The sequence below is a fragment of the Mucilaginibacter sp. OK268 genome (assembly GCF_900103125.1).
Lineage (GTDB): Bacteria > Bacteroidota > Bacteroidia > Sphingobacteriales > Sphingobacteriaceae > Mucilaginibacter.
Window position 1 is genome coordinate 138,421 of record NZ_FNJV01000008.1, and the last position, 23,095, is coordinate 161,515.

Consider the following 23,095-nt stretch of genomic DNA (forward strand, 5'->3'; position numbering starts at 1 on the left):
GAGTTGGGATTATTATATAAACAGTACAGTAAAATATCTCATTCATGAAAAAACTACTTTTATTAATAGTAGCATCGTTTCTGAGTATCGGTGCGTATGCCCAAACATCATATGGTTCTGCCAGGGAATTGAAGTGCACAGAAGAGGCTGTGTCATTCAGCACTAATATACGGGGCGGCTGGCACCTCTATTCACCTCATATGGGTTATGCAGACATGCTTAAATCCACGCCTAATTTCGCCTCTTCAAATCTCTATACCATCAAAAACAATATCCCGGAACTGCCCTTTCCTCCCAATTTCGAAAAAGCATTTAATCCTGGCACCGGGGATACCTCCAAACCCAATCTGTTCCTTCAAAAAATGATGCAAGGCCCGCTTCAGGTAGGCGAAATTATGAGCAAACACGCTTATATCATTTACGATTACAGCCGGTTTTTGCCACAGGCAAGCGCCGGGATCATTACTTTAAATTAATTATCATTATATAAAAAACACCCCATGAAAATTACGTATTACGGCCACTCCTGCTTCTCGGTAGTTGCTGGTGGCAAACACATTTTATTTGATCCCTTTATTACAGGAAATGAATTAGCGAAAGACATCGATATTGATACCATACCGGCAGATTACATATTTGTATCACACGGACATTTTGACCACATGCTTGATGTGGTAGCTATTGCCAACCGCACGGGAGCTATGGTGGTAGGCATTTGGGAGCTGTACTCTTATTTTAGCAAACAGGGGGTAAAGAATGTACACCCTTTAAATCCGGGTGGCAAAGTTGCTTTTGATTTTGGTACCGCAAAATCAGTTATCGCTCAGCACTCCAGCAGTTTGCCCGATGGAACTTATGCCGGTGTAGCCTGCGGATTTGTTTTAAAAACCGCAGAAAGTAATTTTTATTACAGCGGTGATACCGGTCTTACTTTAGATATGACACTGATCCCTAAATGGGCTGATATCGATTTCGCCGTTTTCCCGATAGGGGATGCATTAACCATGGGTATAGAAGAAGCCATTGAAGCCGCTCAATTTGTTAAAACCAATAAAGTATTAGGCGTTCATTACGATACATTCGGCTTTATTAAGATCGATAAAGCCGGTGCCATTAAGCAATTTAAAACAGCAGGCATAGAGCTACATCTGCCAGCAATAGGTGAAAGCATTGATATTTAAATAGAGTCGAAATTTACCCATAAAAAAGCCTGCCCGATTATCTCGGGCAGGCTTTTTTTTATTTAGAAAGGGGTATTAAACGAGATTGATCACCACGTTGATATTGCCTTTTGTTAGTTTGGAATACGGACAAGTTTGGTGAGCGGCCTCTATCAAAGCTTGTGCTACTTCACGATCCAAACCGGGCAGGCTTACATTAAGACGGGCTTGTAAAAAGTAAGCTCCAGAAGTAATTCCCAGATCCACTTCTGCATCAATTGCTGATTCCGTTGGAAGTGTTACTCTCATTTTGGCAGCTGCAATACCCATTGCGCCTTCAAAACATGCTGACCAGCCAGCTGCGAATAACTGCTCTGGATTAGTACCCGGAGCCGATGTACCGGGAGTAGCATGCCTGATATCTAAACGGCCATCATTGCTGCGGGAGAAACCTTCGCGGGCACCTGTGGTACGCACTTTGGCGGTATATAATACTTTTTCGATTTTGTTATCGGTAATATCTTCGATGATTTTGATTGAATTCACTGGTGAATCTATTTTATTGGTTTCCATTGTTTTGTTTTTTTAAATTGTTGTTTGTTATTGTTGCTCAAATATACCCTCATATCGGGCGGTGTCCTATCAGTAAATACAGCAAGTGGACAACGGGCATGCTGAATCAGACATTTTTAAGCCCGAATATTTCATGGCTTATTTAGTATAACTATCTACTTCAATGATCGCGTCGACAAAAGCCTTTGGAGCCTCCTGCGGCAGGTTATGCCCTACACCACCGGTGATAGTATGGTGCGCATATTTACCAGAAAATTTGTTACGATAAGATGCAGATTCCGCATGCGGCGCACCGTTGGCATCGCCTTCAAGGGTTATGGTTGGCACAGTTATAACAGGGCTTTTTGCCAGTTGTTTCTCCAGGTCATCATATTTGGTTTCGCCCTCGGCCAGACCCAGTCTCCAACGGTAATTATGGATCACAATGCTCACATAATCTGGATTTTCAAAGGAAGCCGCGCTGCGGTTTAAGGTAACTTCGTCGAAATTCCATTTTGGTGATGCGGTTTCCCAGATCAATTTCGCGAAGTCACGACGATATTTGTCATAACCCTCACGACCGCGTTCTGTGGCGAAGTAATATTGATACCACCAGCTGTATTCGGCTTTTGGCGGCAGGGGATGCTGGCTGGCCTCCAGGTTGGTCATGAGGTAACCGCTCACCGAAACCAGGGCCTCACATCTTTCCGGCCACAGGGCCGCGATGATGCAGGCTGTCCGTCCACCCCAGTCGTAACCGGCGAATATGGCTTTTTTGATCTGAAGCGCGTCCATCAAAGCGATGATGTCTAAAGCGACAGCAGACTGCTGGCCGTTCCTGGGTGTATTGTCCGAAAGAAAACGGGTAGTGCCATGGCCACGCAAATGCGGAATAATTACCCGGTAACCTGCCGATACCAGCAAAGGAGCCACATCAACAAAACTATTGATATCATAAGGCCAGCCATGCAGCAGGACAACAACTTTACCGTTGGCAGGCCCTACTTCAACATATCCTATATCCAGTACGCCAGCTTTAATTTGTTTGATGTTATCAAATGCCTTATTTGCACTGGGTTTAAATGGTGTTTTACCTGTTGAGTTTACTTTTTCAGATTGTGCTTTTGCCGGGCTGAATATTCCGAGTTGAGTAGCTGCGATAGTGATTGCCGCTGTACTTAAAAAGCGACGGCGACCATATTGTGTTTCGTTTGACATCTTAATTTCTCCTTTTATTTAATGCGTTTGCTGTTTGTTTTAATACACCGGCCTATGGCCGGTGTATAGCTTATATAAGATCAATTTTATTTACGTAATGATTTGAATGCTGCACGAAGCTCTTCGGCAAACAATTGAGGTTCTTCCCAAGCAGCAAAGTGACCGCCTTTATTTACCTCATGAAAATAGATCAGCTTGTGGTAGCTTTTTTCGGCCCAGCTTTTTGGTGCCTGGTAGATCTCGCCAGGGAAAACAGTTATCGCGGCAGGGATCGAAATATCAACAGCGTTGAAGTTATTGGCATTGTTTTCCCAATAAAGTTGTGCTCCTGATGTGGCTGTGTTGGTCAACCAGTATAATGAAATATCATCAAGCATCTCATCTTTGGTCAATGATTTTTCAGGATCGCCACCGCTATAGGTCCAGTCGGCAAATTTATCGTAGAACCATGAGGCCAATCCTACTGGGGAATCAGACAAGCTGTAACCAATGGTTTGCGGACGGGTTACCATGATACTGGCATATCCGCCACCCCTGGTATACAAATTATTTAATGATTGATAAGCAGCTTTTTCTTTAGCGGACAGACCGGCTGGGGCAGGACGGCCACTGGCCAGTAATTTTGCTATATCAGCAGGTACAGTTGCAGGCATATTAACGTGGATACCTAATAATCCAACTGGTTTTTGAGCCGCCATTTTATCAGCAACAACCGAACCCCAATCGCCGCCTTGCGATACATAATTTTTATAGCCCAAGCGTTTCATCAACACATCCCAGGCACGGGCTATGTGATCGGCGTTCCAGCCTGTACCGGTGGGTTTACCAGAAAACCCATAACCAGGCATTGAAGGTATAATTACATCAAAAGAATCTTCTTTGCGGCCGCCGTAAGCTTCGGGATCGGTCAGCGGGCCAACAATTTTCAGGAGTTCAAAAACAGAACCCGGCCAGCCATGAGTGATGATCACCGGAAGGGCATTTGGATTTTTGGAGCGTACATGAATAAAGTGGATGTCCAGCCCATCAATATTAGTGATGAATTGCGGCAGGGCATTCAGTTTATCTTCGGCTTTGCGCCAGTCGTAACCTGTTCCCCAATATTTTACCAGGGCTTGTATTTTATCCAGTTGAGCGCCCTGAGAGCGATCGGTCACCGTTTCTTTTTCGGCCCAGCGGGTTGCCTTTACACGTTGGCGCAGATCGGCAACAGCCTCATCTGAAATGTGAGCGTGGAAAGGGCGGATAGCATCAGGCTGCTGAGTGTTAGCAGATGTGCTGGTTTGAGCAAAGCTGGTGGTTGCTGTAAACAGGACAAAAGCACCGGCGATAATTTTACTGATAAGGATGTGTTTATTCGTTTTCATGATTTAAATTTTTTGAGTTTTTGTTATTGTTTCCTCAAAAGTATCCTCACCCTGCCCCTAACTCAACCACTATATATGGTAAGTAGACAAAGCCTATCCCGAACCGGTCATTTTTAAACCCGAATTTTATTTGAAAGAGATGTTATGAGTGCAAGATCTGCCAGAATTGCATTTGAATACACATAACACGGCATTCAAAGCAACTAAAAAACAGCGTGATAAGATGTAATAGATACCATCGCATTAAATTTAGTCACATCAAACGTTTGCGTTATTTTTTGAAAAAGCATAGTTTCATCTCTCTGATAAAACGTATGATTCGGGTTTTACCAAAAAACAGGAATATTTTTAGATGTCTTCAAATTTTTGATTTTTGGTGCGTTTATTTTCAATAAAAAGGCCTTGTAACGTATTTATATATCTTTTATTTTAAAATTGATATAAAATCATAAAAAATTACCTTTCTATAACAAAAATATCTTTCTTTTTTACCCATATCAATTAAATCCTTTCTGATTTTTTAATAATAATGGGTCCTTATGCCCGATTTGAGCTCCTATTTTTTGTTTTAACTATTAAATAATTTACTTTTTTAAGTACTGCGTTTAAAACATCAGCAGCAAACGTTTGCGTGCCCTTTAATTAGGTGCTCAATAAAATTATTCGATAGGTTTGGTTTAAGAGATTATTGGTTTTCTGATTGAAAAGCAATCACTTACGAGTTAAGTCCGACACTGAAAGTGGGGCTATTTATCAGTGCAAATTAAGGTATGTATTGTTAACCGGCGATTATCCAATAATTAATTATAAAACAATCCAATTTATTTATTTAACCCAGTAAAGCATGATGAACATTTACAAAAAGATTCTGATTTGTTGTTTGCTGTTATTTTATTACGGGCTTGCCTATGCCCAGGTAAATGTAACAGGCACAGTTAAAGGCGCCGATGATGGCAGAGCTATCCCCGGGGTATCCGTAACCGTTAAGGGAGAGAAACGAGGGGCAATTACCGACTCGGAAGGTAAGTTTAAAATCTCCGTCTCTACCAATGCCGTCCTCCGGTTTTCATTTATCGGTTTCGATGCCAGGGAGGTTGATGTTAATGGCAAATCGGTTATTAACGTAAACCTTCAACCATCCAAAAATGAGCTAAATAATGTGGTTGTAGTAGGTTATCATGAAATTAAGCAACGGACTACTACCGCCGCCATAACGGTAATTTCTGGTAAGGATATAGAAAACTTACCAGCACCCAGTTTTGATATTGCCTTACAGGGTAAGGTAACAGGGGTTAATATTCAAAATTTCAGTGGGCAACCAGGAGTACGTAACACTTTCACAGTTAGGGGTAATTCGTCATTATCATCTAATCTTTCCGAAGCCAATGCGATGAGCACTCCCTTGTTTATTATTGATGGTGTACCTACCAGCCTTACGGATTTGGGTAACTATGATAATACCCAAACCGACGTATTGGCGGGCATCAACATTAATGATATTGAAAGCATACAAATTGCCAAAGACGCCGCTGCTACAGCCATATGGGGCTCAAGGGGTGCAAATGGCGTAGTAACTATAAAAACAAAGAGAGCGGTTAAAGGAAAACCGCAAATAAACTTAAACGTTTACGGTGGTTTCTCTGATCAGCCTAAATTAGTTGAAACAGCCACCGGCTCTTTTGAGCGGAATCAAAAACTTAATTTCCTAACCCAACAGGGTGGTGTAAGAGCCATTGGTTCATTACCACAAATGCTCACAGACAGTTTAAATCCGGCATTTAATAATGCCACTAACTGGCAGGGATTGTTTTACCGTAAAGGCTATATCCACAATGTCGATCTATCCATAGCCGGTGCTACGGATGCTATTAATTACCGCTTCAGCTTGAATAACTATGACGAGAATGGCGTTTTATATGGAACAGGCTTTAAGCGATATTCCTTCCGCTCGAATATTGATTATCAAATCAATAAAAAACTGAGCACCGAGGTAAACATCAGCTTTTCGAGGGTCGACAGGCAACCAGGTTTAGGCAACGACCCGCATGAGATCAATCCTTTATCTGGTTTTCAACAGCCAAGTTCATTGTACTATACCAATGACACGGATATTGCCAGGTACCGGGGTGATTATGATCAATTAAGAAACCTGGACAGAAACGATCTCTTAACCGGCTTTATAGGTTTACACTACCAGATACTACCTGGGTTATTGTATAAAATTGAAGGATCGGGTAGTACTAATATGAGCCAAAACCAATTTAGCTCACCTACAACACTATCGGCACAGGGGATTGCCACTTCTTATGACTACAGCAGCAATTATGTGTCTGCCAACGTCAATAACGTTTTATCCTACGGACGAAAAATTGGCACCAATCACAATATCAATATCCTGGTACTGCAAAACTTTCAAAGGGATGTGGTAAACAGCAAAAACATCTATGGAGATAACGTTCCAGATGATAATATAAAAGTGGTTCAGGGTGTTCCGCAAGCCAGTTTAACTGCTTCAACGGATTACCAGGCATCGTCGCTGCTATCCTATGCTACTCAGGTGCATTACGATTATAAAGAAAAATACCTGTTTGATGCTACCATGCGTGCAGATGCTTCGTCAAGGTTTGGTTCCAACCACAAATGGGGATATTTTCCATCGGTAAGTGCGGGCTACATACTTTCTGATGAGAATTATCTAAAATCGGTAAAATGGATATCACTCTTGAAATTAAGAGCAAGTTATGGTGTAAATGGTGATCAGCCATCCAGTTTTTACGCGCCTTATAATGGTTATAATTTAACACAAGGTTATTACAATGGTGTGGCCATGGGTACGCCTAACTTTAATACAGGCAATGGTGTTACTGATAAAAACCTTACCTGGGAACCAACCAAGCAATTTGATATCGGCTTTGATGGCGCTTTTTTTAACAACCGTATTAACCTTACCGTCGATTATTATAACAAGATCCAAAGTAATAAGTACTATACATTCCCATTAGCCTTTTATACCGGGTATACACAACAAACCTCTAACTCGGGTTTATCTGTCGGCAACTCTGGTATCGAGGTTAATATTGACACTCATAACCTTCCTCCTTCCAGCAAATTTCAATGGAACACCAACTTTAACTTTTCGTATAATAAAAATCAGATCCGGAGTCTTCCCAACGGTAATCGAACCATTTATGCAACTTATAATGATCCCAATAGCGGCTTAGGCATCAATTACATTTTCCAGGTAGGTAAGCCAATGTATATGCTTAACCAGATGATCTATCAGGGAGTTTACAATTCACAATCACAGGTACCGGTTAATCCATATACGGGTCAGGCCCTTACCTATTTTAAAGGAAATTACGGGGTTAAACCAGGCTATCCAATATGGATGGATGCTAATGGCGATTTTGATGTTTGGTCTGACGAGGACAAAGGTAATGCCCAAGGCGACTTGCTGCCTACCGCGAACCCAAACCCCGCTATAACAGGTGGTTTTAACAATAATTTCAGTTATAAAAACTTCTCATTAGGTATCGGGATGACCTTTACCTTAAAAAGAGATATCATCAATAGTTTGCTATCGAACCAATATGATAACTGGGCAAATGGTATCACCAACTTTACCAACTCAGGTATTCCGGATCTGTCCAAAATTGGATTCTGGGATCCCGCGTTAGCGGCTAAAGATCCGGCAGGCTATAAAGCTAAGTATCCGGCCTTAAATCCAAGTGGAGCTTATTTTTACCAGTTCTTCCCATTCTCAACTATGTTTAATGAGAACGGAGCCTATTTAAAAATCACCAATATCTCATTAGGATACAAACTTTCTAAAAAGTATTTAGATCTTTTGGGACTTTCGGGTTGCCGTTTCTATGCTGTTTTACAAAACGTGTATACTTTCCAAAAAGCCAAAGTTCCTGATGCCGAACAGGTAAATCCATTTGGTATTTACGATGGGGCTACTTACCCTATTCCTAAGAAAGTAACCTTAGGTGTAAATGTTCAGTTTTAATTAATTCAATGAAATTACAGATGAAAAAGTATATAAATAAATACATTATAGCTATAATTATTTGCGGCCTTGGATTAATTACCTCCTGCAAAAAATACATCAACGAAGGGCCGATCGACACACCAACCGACGATAATTTCTGGTCAAGTGAAAGAGCAGCCGAAAGCGGACTAGCAGGTGCATACGGCCTGTTACGTACAGCTTTAACCAATGGCAAAGCATATTTTATTTTAGGAGATGCTACGGCCAATGAATTTACCTATGGTAGCGACTGGACAATAGGCTCTCTAAGCTCTACCAATCAGTGGAATTTTAATTATGTTCCTTATAATGAGTCGGTGCTGCACAATTGGACCAGCTTTTACCAGGTGATAAGTCAGTGTAATTTGATATTGAGCAAAGTACCAAACATTCCTGCTTCCAAATTCACAGACGACCCTGTGGCTACTAAAAACCAGATCCTGGGCGAAGCCTATTTTATCAGAGCTTATTGCTATTATTATATTACCCAGGTTTGGGGCCAACCGGTTATAGTTACGCAAGCTTACACCGACCCCATTAATGCCAAACCTATAGCCCGCAGTTCAGATGCAGATGGTTTTAACCAGGCTGTGAGCGATCTGAAAAAGAGTTCAAACCTCTTAAGCTACAATTACTCAGATGCTTCAAAAGTTGCCGTTCAGGCAAGTAAAGGATCGGCATTGGCGCTTTTATCAAAGGTATATATGTGGCAAAAGCAATATCAGTTAGCCTCAGCCGCGGCCGATAGTGTGATACAGTATGGTAATTATTCACTGGAACCGGGGGCAAATTTCGCCAATATATTTAAAGGCCAGAGCCCGGAAAGCATCTTTGAGATCAACATGATCTACTCGCCAAATCAGAATGAAGCACAAAGCGGGAATGCTACCAATGATGGAAATAATAGCGTTTTTTCCATTTTCCTGGCAGACCCACTTGTAAAAGGTAAAAGTTCAAGCTGGGCCGTAAATAAAGAACTGATCAATAAGTTATACGACACCACCAGGGTGGGTACCGACGTGCGCGTCAAGTCTACATTTTATGGTTTGCGTAGCACCAGCACCCTGATGGTTAAATATGCCAATGTAATCTATCAAAATCCACAACAGCAAACTCTTCCTTTTGTGAGCAATAATATGGTTGTTTTACGCCTTGCTGATATATTCCTGTTAAAGGCCGAAGCTGATCTGAACCTCGGAAATACCGGGAGCGCATTGACTTACCTTAACCGCGTGCGTCAACGGGCCGGTCTTGATTCTTATGTTTTTACAGGGCAGAATGATTTACTGTACACCATAATGGATGAACGGGGAAGAGAATTATACGGCGAAGGTCAGTGGTATTTTGACCTCGTACGATCAGGTCTTATTACTAACCCCAATTATGATAATTCTATCGATGGTTATTTACCCAACCGGATAACTAACCGGGGTTATTTATGGCCGCTTGATTTGAGAACCCTTTTACCTCAGGATCCTTTGTTAACACAAAACGCATGGTGGGCATCAGCAGGTCAGTAATTCAATTAAACAGACAAGAAAATGAAAAATATAATTAAATTCTTTATGATCTCTGCGTTAGCTGGTATCATACTGGTTTCATGCAAAAAAAACGATTACATCGTTGGTGGTAAATTAGAAAACACAACCACCACTTTAAGCACTTATGACTATTTAAAAAGTAACAGATATAATATGTTTGATACTTTATTAATGGTAGTTGATAAAGCCGGGTTAAAGGATGTAATCAATCAAAAAGGCATAACATTTTATGCCCCTACAGACTTTGCTATTAATAATTACCTACAGGCAAAAACTTTGCAGGCTCAAAAAAAGAACCCCTTTGCCAGGTATAGTATTGATACTTTAATCAAATACGATCTGAATGTATTTAAAGACTCGTTGAATACTTATATAATCCCTAAAACAGTAACCTATGAGTCGTTAACCGAAAACGGGGTTATTTTCAACACTTCCAAAACCGGGAGCCAGGCGGTTATATCGTTCGAAAAAACATATGACCCTACTTTAGGATATACTTCGGCTACCAGCACAGCTCCGAGCATCGAATATTACACATTTATCAAAGGCAAGCTACCAAACGTGATAGTGGCATCTGATATACCGGATACGATTGGTGTTAGGGTACGCTGTCAAACAACGGGCCTTACCACTTCAACAGGTCAGCTTAATGTGCTTAGCAACTCACATGTTTTATTTTTTAAACAATAATCACAACATGAAACGTAACTTATTTTTATATATCCCATTACTAATTATATGTTTAGTAACCAGCTACGCATGTAAAAAAACAACCAATGGCTTTTTAAGTCCATATATTCATTACGAACAAAGCCCTATCATCATTCCTAAGGGGCGTCCATTTCTCAGTGCCGGATTGAATGGAGATGGGACTTCGCAACCTTTTTCTGTAAGGGTTATACATTTTTATGATAAAGCAACCGGTAAAATTGTAGATGATCTGTTTAGTAAAACATACCCCGTCACGGTTTGGACAGCGTTATACAATCCTAAAACTGATACAACTTTAAAGTTGATCAACGCTAAACTTAAAACCATTAACGCGGCTCCAATTTCTATTAACCCTGCCAGTGGTCAGATATTGGGTAACTACGGGGGCCTACAACTACCCTACGGCGAATATCAATTTGATTTGGAAATAAAAAACGAAACGGGAACAAAAATATACCCCAAAATAGGCGATTTTTTGCTTAGGGATACCACCGATTTTGAGTCGGCACCAACTATAGGTTCAACCAGCGAAACCAGGATATTGGTGGGCGACGAAACTAAATCTAAAGGGGGTAAAGCACCGCTACTAAAGGTAACTAAAATTGCCGATACACCGAATATGATCACGGTTAAGTATATGGATAAAAACGGAGTATTCTTTAATCCCAAAAAAGGAGAGATCATCAGTCGGCCAGCTGCAGGATTAAACCCTGTTCCGCCATACTTACAATCATTGCAGCAGTACACCAGTTCTTATTATTATACAGACGATGCCATGGTGTTTAAATTTCCTGTTGTTCCATTTCCAATAAGCACCTTAGGTAACGGATTTAATATCTACCAAAGGATACCTACTCAGTTTGTACATAACGATGGATTGCCCGATGGAATGTATAGTTTAAATCTTCGATTCCCTATACGTATATATGTACCCGGCTCCTATCTGGTAGTTGAACAAACCATAGATGCAACGCGTGCCAATTAAAAAACACACTAATCAAATGAAATTAAAAATAAAAAGCCTTTTTATTCCGATACTGACTCTCGCCATTGTAACACCTAGCCTTGCCCAGCAAAGCTGCCCCAAATGGGGACCGTATGTAAAAACGGTAAAAATGGGTAAGATCAAAGCCGAATTGATGATGGCCGACGTGATGTTCCCGGCCGACGGCCTGGCACCATATACCTATGCCTGCAGCGTACAGTTTGGCATTGGCAAAAGTGGTGGTTATTGCGGGATACAAAAGGCTGGGTTAAATGAAACCCGCATGCCCAACAATATATTTTCCATCTGGGATTTCCCGAACAAGATCCAGCTATCGGCACAGTATAAGGATCCGTTAACTTTTGTTGGCGGTTTTGGGGGCGAGGGTACTGGTTTACATTCGCATGCCGATTTCGGTTGGAAGCCTGATCATTGGTATACCAATATTGTAAAGCGATGGACTGTAAATGACTCCACAACAATGGTAGGTTACTGGATATATGACCAAAGCGAAAAAACTTACCGGCATTATGTAACTTTTGTGGTGCCCGAAAAAGAGGCTATGCTTCATGGGGACATCGGGAGTTTCCTTGAAAATTTTGCCGATGAGCAAAAAAGATCAAGGACAGCGGTTTACAAATCTTATTGGATGTTAACGGATCAAAACAAATGGGCACACCCCGATTCCTTAGTAGCTGAAGCAGGTGAAGGATCATGGAAGGCGGAAAAGTATGGTAATGATGGCGTAAAGGTAACTTCATGCGGTACAAACCCGGGGCAACCGAAAACCTTTTATCCTACCAGTCAAAAGGATAAACCGGAAATACTGCCGGCAAGTATTTATGACCTGGCCTCTTATTATGATCACTCCCAGAAAAAGATCTTTGTAAACTGGAGTATGTTACCAACCGCGACACCGCAATTAAGCTATGAGGTAAAAATATATGAAAACAGCTCATACTCCGGCAAGCCCATTGCATCTATCAAAGGGACTGATCCAGACATCACCAGTATAGGATTTTTGGTTAAAGGTATGAACCTGAAAGCCCAGGATTACTATATAGCCCTGCAGATAACCGATATTTTTGGTCAGCTTTCTCCAGTCAAAAAAACAGTTTTGGAAGAAAAAAAGCCATAGGAGCAGTTAAAATGTAATACTTGCATCTGAAAAGCAAAAGCCCTGGAATTTTAAAATCCCGGGGCTTTTACTTTAATACTGAGCTAAGCATAATCTTTAAACAAGTGAGCCATTTCGTTAAAATTGGGTTTACATGGTTTACACTTTTTACGGTTTACATTAAATTAAATCATTAATAATCAATTATTTAATTATTTTTAATGCTAAAAAGTGGGTTTACACTGTAAACCATAATTTTGTTCGTCCATGCTGGTCGAAATGGCCTGGGGAGTTCTTTATATCGAACTAACGTTAGATAGGCAAAATATTAAATGCATTAAGTATTTTTGATTTGATGCAAGCCAAAGAAACACTCCAAGCGCATATCGCCAAAACTATATCATTAACGAATGAGCAGTTCGACTATTTTTTTTCGCATTTCAAACCGCAGTCTTTCAAAAAAGGGCAAGTTATTATTGCCGCCGGCGACAAGGTAGATGGTGAATATTTTGTACTGGATGGCTGCCTCAAATCATTTTATATCAATGATGACCTGAAAATGTTCATCCTTCAATTTGCTATGCCAACCTGGTGGGCTTCGGACTACAACGCGCTTTATAGTAACGCCAAAGCTACCATCAATTTGGATTGCATTACAGATGCCGAGGTGCTTTGCCTGTCGAACGACGACCGGGAAAAACTATGTAATGAGATCCATCAGGTAGAACATTTTTTCCGTTGGCGTACCAATAAAGGGTATGTTGCCTCTCAAAAAAGGTTATTATCATTCATGAACAATGATGCCAAACATCGCTATGAAGAGCTGCTGGCTCAATATCCTGCGCTATATAACATTGTCCCCAAACATTTAATTGCCGCCTATCTGGGGGTTTCGAGAGAAACGTTAAGCCGGCTTTATCATTCCTGATCTTTTCACTACAGGTGTTGGGAAGATAGTTATTTCGGCTAAAGCCTATAAATGCTTCCATTATCCGTCCCATAAATGGGACGGCAATGAATAGAGATTGATTTATTCTTCATTGCCGTTGGTTTTAACCAACGGATTATAAGAAATCTGTTGTAGGCTTTAGCCAAATCCGGTTTTAGCGTCTATTTTGATTCTTCTGAACACCCGTGATCTCTTTACCTCAAATGTGATGTACATCACTTAATTCATTTACCGTTTCAAATGTGATGTAGGTCACGTAAGTTCCTCTTCATTCCTCCCCACATTTGTGTTGTCATTAAAAACATAAAGACATGAAAACACAAAATTTTAAAATAGCAAGCGCTAAAAGTAACATCGACTGGATCGGTCGTAAAGTAACCGGCGCACACAACGGAATTATCTCCGTTAAAGAGGGTTCTTTAACCTTTAACGATGGTCTGCTAACAGGCGGCCAATTTACAATCGATACTATATCGATTAACATTCTGGATATAACCGATCCAGCCACCAACGCGCAATTTGCCGGTCACCTGGCTTCAGAGGATTTCTTCAATTCAAAACAATATCCCGAAGCTTTATTCGTGATCACCACATCAGTGCCTAAAGGCGATGGCTCTTATCATATTAATGGAGACCTGACCATCAAGGATCTTACTCACCCGGTAGCGTTTGACGCGCAGATAGATCATGCTGGCGATGTGATCACCGCGACAGGCAAGATCGTGATCGACCGTACCAAATATGGAATGAAGTTTCGTTCAGGTAATTTCTTCAAAGATCTGGGCGATACTTTGATCTACAATGAGTTTGAACTACATGTAACTATCACCGCTAACGCTGTTGCAGAAACAACTTTAGCTTAAAAACCTACAGCCATGCCATTCGTAAAAATCGAGATCACCCGTGAAGGAGTCACCCGTGAACAAAAACAAGCCTTAATAAAAGGTGTAACTGATTTGTTAACCAACACGCTAAATAAAGACCCGCATTTAACCCATGTGGTGATACAGGAAGTTGACCTGGACGATTGGGGATATGCAGGCGAACAAGTATCTGTATTAAGAGAAAAAGGCATCACGGCCGATAAAAAATAAAACATGAAAAAGCAAACCGTCATCGTTACCGGCGCATCATCCGGTATCGGTAAAGAAATAGCCCGTTACTTTTTGGAAAAGGGTGATAATGTAGTAATCAATTCATCAACAGCCAACAAATTGGAGCAGGTTTTTAACGAACTTGGTGCTGGCGATAACCTGGCCATGGTTGCCGGCAACGTAAGCCATAAACATACCGGCGAACAGCTGGTAGCCAAAGCTATTGAAAAGTTTGGTTCGGTAGATGTGCTGGTAAACAATGCCGGCATATTTGAAACCAAGCCTTTCCTGGAAGTGGATGAAGTCTACCTGGATAAGTTTTTGAACACCAACCTGAAGGGTACTTACTTTACTACTCAGGCGGTTATTCCACAAATGTTGAAACAGCGCGACGGTGTAGTGATCAATATTGGCACTCCGTTGGTTAACCATTCCCTTGCAGGAGTACCTATTACTGCACCAATGGCATCAAAAGGAGCCATACAAGCGCTTACTATACAGCTGGCAGGTGAGTTTGGTAAAGATAACATCAGAGTGAATTCGATTGGGCCTGGCACCATCCGTACCCCTATGCATGGTGATAATGCCGATCAAAGCGCAGGATTGCATCTGCTGAACCGTGTGGGCGAAGTGGAAGACATCGCGGAAATGGTTTATACCGTTGCCAAGAGTAAGTTCATTACCGGCGCTATCATCAACGTAGATGGTGGTATAGGAGCCGGGCATAATTTAAATTGATATGAAACCCTTTTTATTAATCGCTTTAATGCTCTGCACCTTGCAGGGCATTAAAGCACAAAATTTAAAGAAAATGGAAAATAATCAGCAAGACAGAGCCGCCATTACCGAGGTGCTCGAAGAACACTACTTCAAAGGAATATACGAAGGAGATGTTAACGCATTAAGCAAAATTTACTATAACGGTACACTACTATTTGGCGATGTAAAAGGTCAACCCTATGCCAAAACACTGGAGCAGTATTTGGATGGCGTGGCGCACCGCCAAAGTCCCAAAGATTCGGGCAAACCATTTAAAGGGGATATTATTGACATCAGGGTGATCAATTCTATAGCCGTTGCCGAAGTAAAGGTAAAAATGTATGATTTCAATTACCATGAATTGCTGTCATTCCACCAGATAGATGGCAAATGGCTCATCGTTAATAAAATGATCAGCGATATCGCTCAATAAAACCGATTAAAAATATTTTGGTCATGAATAGTAAGATAAAGTTGATCGCCAATATAGATATCCTTCCAGGTTTTGAGGAGGAAGTAAAAAATGCAATGGTTGCCATGGCTATGGAAACCCGCAAAGAAACAGGTTGTGAATTATTTCTGGTGAATACCCGGGAGGATTCTCCGCAGATGATCGTCAATTATGAGGTATATCAAAACCAGGAAGCCTTTGAATTACATAAAACTTATGCCTATGCCGCTACGTTCTTTGATTACGTGAAAGGGAAGATAAAAGACGATAAGATTGAGGTGGTTTATTTGACGGGGCTAAGTAGTTAATCATTTACAAAATGATTGGCGGCATAAAGCAATAAAAATTATATAATCATGTGGTATAACACAAAAGCAACGGAAATATTAGGCATTGATTATCCGATCATGCAGGGACCATTCGGCGGTGGATTATCCACGGTTGAGTTGGTGGCGGCAGTGTCCAACGCTGGTGGTTTAGGTGGGTTTGGCGCCTATACTTTGAGTCCGCAGGAGATCTATGAAAAAGACAAACAGCTAAAAGCGGCCACCAATAAACCCTATAATATTAACCTTTGGGTTTCTGATACCGATGCCATAGATGGCACTGTTTCTGACGAACACTTTGAACAGGCTAAAACTTTGTTTAAACCTTATTTTGATGAAGCAGGGATCCCTTTGCCCGAAAAGCAGGCAGTCTTTAAACCCCGTTTTGAGAACCAGGTTGAAGTCATTCTGAGCACCCGTCCAAAAGTGTTTAGCTTTATGTTTGGTATACCCTCTGCAGATATCCTGGAACAGTGCCGTAAACTGGGTATTAAAACTGTTGGCGCCGCCACCACATTGGATGAGGCAATTGCCCTGGAAGCTGCTGGGGTAGATATGATCATCGCTTCGGGTTTTGAATCCGGCGGTCACCGCCCTTCGTTTTTAGCCTCTGCCGAACAATCAACTACCGGAACTTTTGTATTAGTCCAATTGATTAAAGAGAAAGTAAAAACACCCATCATTGCCGCGGGCGGTATCGCCAGTGGTCGTGGTGTAGCGGCAGCACTCACTTTGGGTGCAGACGCCGCGCAGATCGGTACCGCATTCCTGGCCTGTGATGAATCGGGTGCCTTACCCATTCACCGGCAAATGTTATTTTCTGATGCCGCTAAATACACCACACTGTCACGTGCCTTTACAGGCCGGCTTGGTCGTGGTATCACCAGCAGGGTGGCTAAAGATTTAGTGGGACAAGAGAAACAATTTCTGCCCTTCCCCTTGCAAACTACTTTCATGTCATCGTTAAGAAAAGCGGCGCTTGAGCAGCAAAAATGGGATATGATATTGTTTTGGGGCGGGCAAATTGCACCGATACTCAAACATACCAAGGCCGCGGTTTTGATGCAGTCCTTAATTGAGGATACATCAAAGATCATGACGCCATAAATCAGAACAGATTTAAAACAAACAAGCTATGGACTCATCAAAAGTATGGTATGTAACCGGGGCCTCACAGGGGCTGGGGCTCAACCTTGTAAAAAAGTTACTGCATAGTGGCTACCGGGTAGCTGCCACATCGCGCAACGCGCAAACCCTTAAAGATGCTGTCGGTGTGATCGACACTGACCGTTTTCTCCCCCTGGCAGTAGATCTGGGTAATCTGGATTGTATTGAAGAATCTATCAGGCAAACTATTACCGCATTCGGACGAATTGATGTGCTGGTTAATAATGCCGGTTATGGTATGGCTGGCACGGTAGAAGAAATTGTAGAGCGGGATATCAGGAATATTTTTGATGTCAATGTTTTGGCTATCATTAATGTTACCCGGAGCATCCTGCCTGTTATGCGTAAACAGAAAGCGGGCTTCATTATCAATATGGGTTCTGTAGCCGGTTTTGTAGGTGCGCCAGGATGGTCGGTATATTCGGCTACCAAAGCTGCGGTAGCAGCTTTTTCTGAAGTGTTAGCGCTTGACGTTAAAGAGTTCGGCATTAAGGTGACTGTGGTTGAACCATCAGGTTTTCGCACCGGCTTTCTCACCAAAGACTCACTCGCTTTTACCGAAAGTAAGATCGATGGTTACCGGGCAGTTAAAGATACACAGGATCGCTACCTGGCAGCCAACGGCAAACAGCCCGGCGATCCGGATAAGGCCGCAGAGATATTGATACAGCTTTCCGAAAATCAGCAACCGCCGCTGCACCTGTACCTTGGTCGGGACGCCTATAAGCGGGCATCAGAAAAACTGACTGCGATGGCTGACGAACTGGAGACCTGGAAAGCAATTACAATAGGTGCCGATTTTCCCGATCAGAATTAAGGATCTTATCATAATGCGTTGAGGATTTTGCTTATTTTCGTAACGCACAACAGCCTTATATGATAAGCTTATGAATCCGGATTCACAGAATGTTACAGACTACACCAATGACAATACCATATTTATGGTTTGGGAATTCAAGGATAACCCGGAGGTTAAGGCTATTTTCAGCAAGCTTTGCAAGCTGATCATCAACCTTAATAATTCTGTTAATGTCCGTTTCCCTGTTTCCCGGGCCAGCTGTGTAATGGGAATTGGACATGATGCCTGGCTTAGGCTTGGACTCCCTATGCCATTACCTAAAGAATTAGCCAATTTTGAGCCTATCATCGGCAGCAAGCACACAGCGGTTTCTACCAGAGGCGATCTGCATTTTCATATCAGGGCCGATACTACCAGTATATGTTATGATATGGCATCTGCCATAACGGATCTTTTAAGTCCCGTGGCTATCAGTACTGAAGAAATCCATGGTTTCAGATATTGGGACAGTCGCTCCATTTTAGGTTTTGTTGATGGTACTGAAAACCCTCACGGGCAGGATAGGGAATTGTTTGGCATAGTGGGAAATGATGACCCTGTTTATCAAGGCGGGAGTTATCTTTTTGTTCAAAAGTATATCCATAATTTAACCGCATGGAAAGGCCTTTCGACCGAACAACAAGAGAAAGTAATCGGTCGGTACAAGGCGAATGATATAGAAATGGGCGATGACGTAAAACCATCCAATTCACACATAGCCTTAGCCAATGTTGGCGACGAATTGAAAATTGTTAGGGATAATATGCCTTTTGGCAATATGTCTACCAATGAAATGGGTACCTATTTTATAGCTTACGCCAGTACATTCAGCACAGTGCAGCAGATGTTGAATAATATGTTTATTGGCTTGCCCGAAGGGAATTATGACAGGATATTAGATTTCAGCACAGCCAAAACAGGAAGCCTGTTTTTCGTACCTACATTTAATATGATAGATGATTTTTCATCTGAGTAAGTGTTATAAGTGATATGTGAATGTCTCCTCCATACCCAGGCAAAAAGAGATCATTCGCCTTCGTTACTTTGATGCTGTTTCTTTCGAGGACATTGCCGATCAAACCGGCCTTAGTGAACGCACCATCTACAATACCCTGCACAATGCTATCAAAGTTTTGCGCGATGTGATCTGCTGGGTAAGCATTTTCAAAGGAAGCAAAACGATCCTTTAATATAATTCATACGAAAATAGTCCTATAACTACCATTAATGGTGCATTGCGGCTCAAAACCTGAGTGTGTTTCTTTGTGTTGATGCATTTAACCTCTTAATATACAACCCAATTTTATTTATCAATTCAACATGCAAATAGTAACACTCGAAGAACATATTTCCTTTCCGGAAATGGCTAATAAAATACCTAAAGCCGCTTTGGGCGGTTTTGGTCAATCAGAAAGGATGCAGCAGCTTATACCAAAACTGGCAGATATTACCGGTGATCGACTAAAATCAATGGATGCCAACGAGATTACAATGCAGGTACTTTCTGTAGATAGCTCTGGCGCCAACCTTTTAAGCCCGGGGAAGGTCCGGCTTTTGCTACGCAGTATAATGACCTGATCGCCGAAAGGATCGCGGGTTTTGAGAATCGGTTTACGGCTTTTGCACACCTGCCGATGACAGCTCCCATGGCCGCAGCCGACGAATTGGAACGCACAGTAAAAGAGTATAATTTTCGCGGTGTTATGATCAGGGGACTGACACAGGATCGGTTTTTAGATCAACCTGAATTTGCGCCGATATTTGAACGGGCCGAAAAGCTGGCTGTGCCTATTTATCTTCACCCCGGCTTGCCCCCAAAAGGAATAGCAGATATTTATTATAGTGGATTGCCCAATCATTCGGGTATGGCAGAAGCATTGGCCTGTTACGGCTGGGGATGGCACTCAGAAACCGCATTGCATGTTTTACGTCTGCTCTATTCAGGGATTTTCGACAGGTATCCAAAACTTAAACTAGTTATTGGTCATATGGGAGAAATGTTGCCAATGATGATGGCCAGGTCAGAGCGGGCATTCAAACCAGGTAACGGAGGCGCCAACCAGCGTACGCTTGCTGATACTTTCCACCAGCAGGTTCATATTACCACCAGTGGCTTTTTTACGCAGCCACCATTAAGAATTGCTTTAGATACTTTCGGCATTGATAACATTATGTTTTCTATTGATTATCCGTTTAGTACAAACGAAATGGGTATTGAATTTTTGAATGCAATTGAGCTTTCTGATGAACACGTAGCAAAAATTGCGCATGGTAATGCGGATAAACTACTGAAGTTAAGGATATAAAGGTATTTTTATATTGATAAAAAGCATTCTGTATCTAAAGAGGCCTCCAGGCTGATCAAATAGAATCTAAGAAATTACGAGAGGCCAATCTGGGGAAAATCACTTAAGACTTGCACTAAAGGAAGAGTGAGGCCGAATGGTTCGGTGATAACACCGACCACAGGCTAAATTATTTAACGATATAGATCGGCAGTTGTCCTGGTGCTGCAAGAGAAGGCTTCGGCACGGGAGCATTTCTGCCCTTGATCAATAAATTATCGAAAAAAGGTGTACTGGGCTTTTTACCGCCCCCAGCAATCAGTCCTGCCATTCCTTGGATGTACAAGCTATCCGTCACTTGTAGCACCTGCTTTTCATCAACGAATGCGCTAATAATAGATCCTTCGAATTGGAGTTTCAGGTTATGCCATTGACTGTGGCTGATATTTGAAAGTTGTATTTCACCAAGCACCTTTTCCCCACCTACACTTTCATCGTTTTGTTTTCTGATAATTGCCTGTTGTTCAGCATCTCCGGTAAGTTCCTTTTTATTCCCTTTTCCCCTGGTTACAATTATCCTGCATTTGCCATTGTCTTCAAGCTGTAGGTAATAGCCTTTTGGAATAAAGCCATACCCGGTACCAACGTGATTGACCCTGCCCATAACCCCAACAATATCGCCTGCATTTAAATAAACATCAGCGCTTACTTCATAATCCTTCCACTGTGCATCACCTAAAATACTGTAAGGTCGCCAATCTGGTGCCCAGGAGTTGGTTGCGTCTGGAACAACCTGGCGCAGGCACTTGCCTTTTTTATCCGGGCGTTCAGTGATTTCAAACGCATCGACAATATCGGCAGTGTAGCGTGGTAAATACCCCCATACTTTAGGCAAGGAATATTGTTCAAATGTTTCATAATATGGAAAAGGGAAGGGCTTGGAATCGGGAATATTAGCAAAGCTTCCTTTTTGCTGCCCCGTAGTAGTGGAAAGAGAGTAAACTGAATTGGGTTCTAAGGTAAGTGTAAATGTGCCCTTTGTTGGTTTTATGCCAGCTTGCTGTACAAAATGCTCTTTCTCATTACTACGCCATACGCAAAGCTGTTTTAGAGACAACCCCTCGCCGATCTGAAAACGGATTTTTTGTGGAGCTTTTGCGTTTTTTGTTTCGATAATGATGCTGTAGTCCTTTGCGGGCGATTTTAAGGTTACTAAAGTTCCACCACCTTTAAGGTTAACACTACCCCCATTCAGGTATTGCCATCCAACTTTCGAGAATTGCCCATAATGTGCATAACCCCACAAAGCCTCGCGTACCTGATAATGCCCGCTCCATGGCGACTGTGCCAGTACAGCAGCAGGGTCTTCCGAGTATGGCTCGATAGGGTAAACACCTGCAATATCATACCAATTCACGATCTTGGTAGCACCGCTTTGAATAAAGTTGCGGTTGAAACATTCCACAATACTGATCAGGCAATCGAAGCCTTTCTTATAAACATGATCCTCAGTGTTCCAGATAGGTTTATCAAGTTTCTGAGCCATCTCCTGAACTTGTTGGGAAGCGGTGTCTACTTCATAAAATACGTGAGCGCTGATAATATCTATGGATTTGCGAAGCTGCTCATCTTTAAACAAGTCCTTAACGAAGTCTACTTTCCCTTTCGGCCAATCATCAAACGCATGAAGCTTAATTTTTTCAAAGCCGTTGGCATCAAGGGTAGAACGGAGTGTCTTCGCAAAATTGTAGTCAAATCCCTTTTCATTGCGGCAGCCGATGGCATCTAATTCAAGGCCGTAAACTTTACGAAGCCCCTGAAGCCATTTAACGTAATAATCGGCTGCATCCTGCGACCAAAAATTTCCGTTCCCAACCCATCCGGGAGCACTCCACGCGGTAGCATCGAGGGTAAGATCGGGATTGCGCTTTTTGGCTTCCTGTAGGATCCACCAGGTGTAGCCCCGAGAGTAATCAAGATCGTTACGCGTGTGCATGTGGCTCGGCATAGACCCCTGCGTTGAATTGCCATCGCCGGGAATCTCAACAAGCAGTGCGCTTACGGAAGCTCCAAATTTTGGCTTATAAAGTAAGTCGAGAATCTGACTGCGTTGGGGTTCGGGATAATCCTTCAGCAGTACCGATGTAGCGCCTCCCCCATTTACCACACCAATTCCATCGAAACGCTTTCCCCCGGCATTCCCCTGTAGTTTCACCGTCTGGACAGAATCCTGATACATAATTCTCTTCTGTTGTGCATTAGATTTAAAGTAAAATAAAAGAAGAATTAGAAGTACTGAATTAAAAATTACTTTCATGAAACGGTGTGTGCGTGTTAAATAAATAAGACAGTTGCAAGATAAGATTTAAACTTTTTAGAATTCTATTTGAGCCTATTTTTCAATAATACTGTATTGTGCACAAGGCCCCACCCGTTCAGTCTGGGGCTGGTGTTATCACAGCACCAACTTATACACATCAAAATTTAGGGTACAAAAAAACCACTTGCCGAAGTGGGGTTAAATCATTGATTTTCAGCGCTC

General features: G+C 42.0%; 23 protein-coding genes. 19 read left to right on the forward strand and 4 right to left on the reverse strand.

Translation table 11 applies throughout. The features are described 5' to 3' along the window. Positions 1-44: 44 nt before the first annotated feature. On the forward strand, positions 45-476 hold the full coding sequence (locus BLR84_RS22330; protein ID WP_090472480.1) for a hypothetical protein: 432 nt from the start codon (positions 45-47) through the stop codon (positions 474-476). A gap of 24 nt (positions 477-500) precedes the next feature. Continuing rightward, complete coding sequence (locus BLR84_RS22335) at positions 501-1,181, forward strand: metal-dependent hydrolase (protein WP_090472481.1); 681 nt, start codon at positions 501-503, stop codon at positions 1,179-1,181. Between the two features lie 75 nt (positions 1,182-1,256). Here BLR84_RS22335 and BLR84_RS22340 read toward each other — a convergent pair whose 3' ends face one another. The 3 genes from BLR84_RS22340 to BLR84_RS22350 all read right to left on the reverse strand — a co-directional run bounded on the left by BLR84_RS22340 (position 1,257) and on the right by BLR84_RS22350 (position 4,297). Next, positions 1,257-1,706, reverse strand: a complete 450-nt coding sequence (locus BLR84_RS22340) for an organic hydroperoxide resistance protein (RefSeq protein WP_218128444.1) — start codon at positions 1,704-1,706, stop codon at positions 1,257-1,259. Between the two features lie 165 nt (positions 1,707-1,871). Continuing rightward, entirely contained in the window at positions 1,872-2,930 is a 1,059-nt protein-coding gene (locus BLR84_RS22345; protein WP_090472483.1) for an alpha/beta fold hydrolase, read from the reverse strand. A gap of 86 nt (positions 2,931-3,016) precedes the next feature. Next, entirely contained in the window at positions 3,017-4,297 is a 1,281-nt protein-coding gene (locus tag BLR84_RS22350; RefSeq protein ID WP_090472484.1) for an epoxide hydrolase family protein, read from the reverse strand. A gap of 844 nt (positions 4,298-5,141) precedes the next feature. Here BLR84_RS22350 and BLR84_RS22355 point away from each other — a divergent pair. The 17 genes from BLR84_RS22355 (at position 5,142) to BLR84_RS22430 (ending at position 20,574) form a co-directional block, all read left to right on the forward strand. Next, positions 5,142-8,309, forward strand: coding sequence for a SusC/RagA family TonB-linked outer membrane protein (locus BLR84_RS22355; RefSeq protein ID WP_090472485.1), 3,168 nt, complete (start codon positions 5,142-5,144; stop codon positions 8,307-8,309). Between the two features lie 20 nt (positions 8,310-8,329). Next, the gene (locus BLR84_RS22360; protein WP_176852130.1) at positions 8,330-9,850 is read left to right on the forward strand and encodes a RagB/SusD family nutrient uptake outer membrane protein; all 1,521 of its coding nucleotides are present in this window, start codon (positions 8,330-8,332) and stop codon (positions 9,848-9,850) included. Between the two features lie 21 nt (positions 9,851-9,871). Further along, positions 9,872-10,561, forward strand: a complete 690-nt coding sequence (locus BLR84_RS22365; protein ID WP_090472487.1) for a fasciclin domain-containing protein — start codon at positions 9,872-9,874, stop codon at positions 10,559-10,561. Between the two features lie 7 nt (positions 10,562-10,568). Then, positions 10,569-11,567: a DUF5007 domain-containing protein gene (locus tag BLR84_RS22370; RefSeq protein ID WP_176852131.1), complete on the forward strand. Its 999-nt coding sequence runs from the start codon at positions 10,569-10,571 to the stop codon at positions 11,565-11,567. A 16-nt stretch (positions 11,568-11,583) separates the two neighbouring features. Further along, positions 11,584-12,705, forward strand: coding sequence for a DUF3472 domain-containing protein (locus BLR84_RS22375; RefSeq protein WP_176852132.1), 1,122 nt, complete (start codon positions 11,584-11,586; stop codon positions 12,703-12,705). Between the two features lie 334 nt (positions 12,706-13,039). Next, the gene (locus tag BLR84_RS22380) at positions 13,040-13,612 is read left to right on the forward strand and encodes a Crp/Fnr family transcriptional regulator (protein WP_090472490.1); all 573 of its coding nucleotides are present in this window, start codon (positions 13,040-13,042) and stop codon (positions 13,610-13,612) included. A 332-nt stretch (positions 13,613-13,944) separates the two neighbouring features. Next, positions 13,945-14,496, forward strand: coding sequence for a YceI family protein (locus tag BLR84_RS22385; protein ID WP_090472491.1), 552 nt, complete (start codon positions 13,945-13,947; stop codon positions 14,494-14,496). A 12-nt stretch (positions 14,497-14,508) separates the two neighbouring features. Continuing rightward, positions 14,509-14,727, forward strand: a complete 219-nt coding sequence (locus BLR84_RS22390) for a tautomerase family protein (RefSeq protein ID WP_090472492.1) — start codon at positions 14,509-14,511, stop codon at positions 14,725-14,727. A gap of 3 nt (positions 14,728-14,730) precedes the next feature. Further along, positions 14,731-15,465: an SDR family NAD(P)-dependent oxidoreductase gene (locus tag BLR84_RS22395; RefSeq protein WP_090472493.1), complete on the forward strand. Its 735-nt coding sequence runs from the start codon at positions 14,731-14,733 to the stop codon at positions 15,463-15,465. Between the two features lie 73 nt (positions 15,466-15,538). After that, positions 15,539-15,919 (forward strand): nuclear transport factor 2 family protein, encoded by a 381-nt coding sequence (locus tag BLR84_RS22400; protein ID WP_218128446.1) that lies wholly within the window; start codon positions 15,539-15,541, stop codon positions 15,917-15,919. Positions 15,920-15,942: 23 nt separating this feature from the next. Next, on the forward strand, positions 15,943-16,245 hold the full coding sequence (locus tag BLR84_RS22405) for a putative quinol monooxygenase (RefSeq protein ID WP_090472495.1): 303 nt from the start codon (positions 15,943-15,945) through the stop codon (positions 16,243-16,245). 48 nt (positions 16,246-16,293) lie between these two features. Further along, positions 16,294-17,370 (forward strand): NAD(P)H-dependent flavin oxidoreductase, encoded by a 1,077-nt coding sequence (locus tag BLR84_RS22410; protein WP_090472496.1) that lies wholly within the window; start codon positions 16,294-16,296, stop codon positions 17,368-17,370. A 28-nt stretch (positions 17,371-17,398) separates the two neighbouring features. Next, positions 17,399-18,247, forward strand: coding sequence for an SDR family NAD(P)-dependent oxidoreductase (locus BLR84_RS22415; protein ID WP_090472497.1), 849 nt, complete (start codon positions 17,399-17,401; stop codon positions 18,245-18,247). A 70-nt stretch (positions 18,248-18,317) separates the two neighbouring features. Then, entirely contained in the window at positions 18,318-19,244 is a 927-nt protein-coding gene (locus BLR84_RS22420; protein WP_090472498.1) for a Dyp-type peroxidase, read from the forward strand. A 16-nt stretch (positions 19,245-19,260) separates the two neighbouring features. Further along, positions 19,261-19,458, forward strand: coding sequence for an RNA polymerase sigma factor (locus BLR84_RS22425; protein ID WP_090472499.1), 198 nt, complete (start codon positions 19,261-19,263; stop codon positions 19,456-19,458). A gap of 130 nt (positions 19,459-19,588) precedes the next feature. Further along, a complete protein-coding gene (locus BLR84_RS30285; protein ID WP_218128447.1) occupies positions 19,589-19,846 on the forward strand; it encodes a hypothetical protein in 258 nt (85 codons plus the stop codon). Between the two features lie 11 nt (positions 19,847-19,857). Then, positions 19,858-20,574, forward strand: a complete 717-nt coding sequence (locus BLR84_RS22430) for an amidohydrolase family protein (protein ID WP_255367026.1) — start codon at positions 19,858-19,860, stop codon at positions 20,572-20,574. Positions 20,575-20,743: 169 nt separating this feature from the next. Here BLR84_RS22430 and BLR84_RS22435 read toward each other — a convergent pair whose 3' ends face one another. Then, positions 20,744-22,870, reverse strand: coding sequence for a galactocerebrosidase (locus BLR84_RS22435; protein WP_218128450.1), 2,127 nt, complete (start codon positions 22,868-22,870; stop codon positions 20,744-20,746). Between the last annotated feature and the right edge of the window lie 225 nt (positions 22,871-23,095).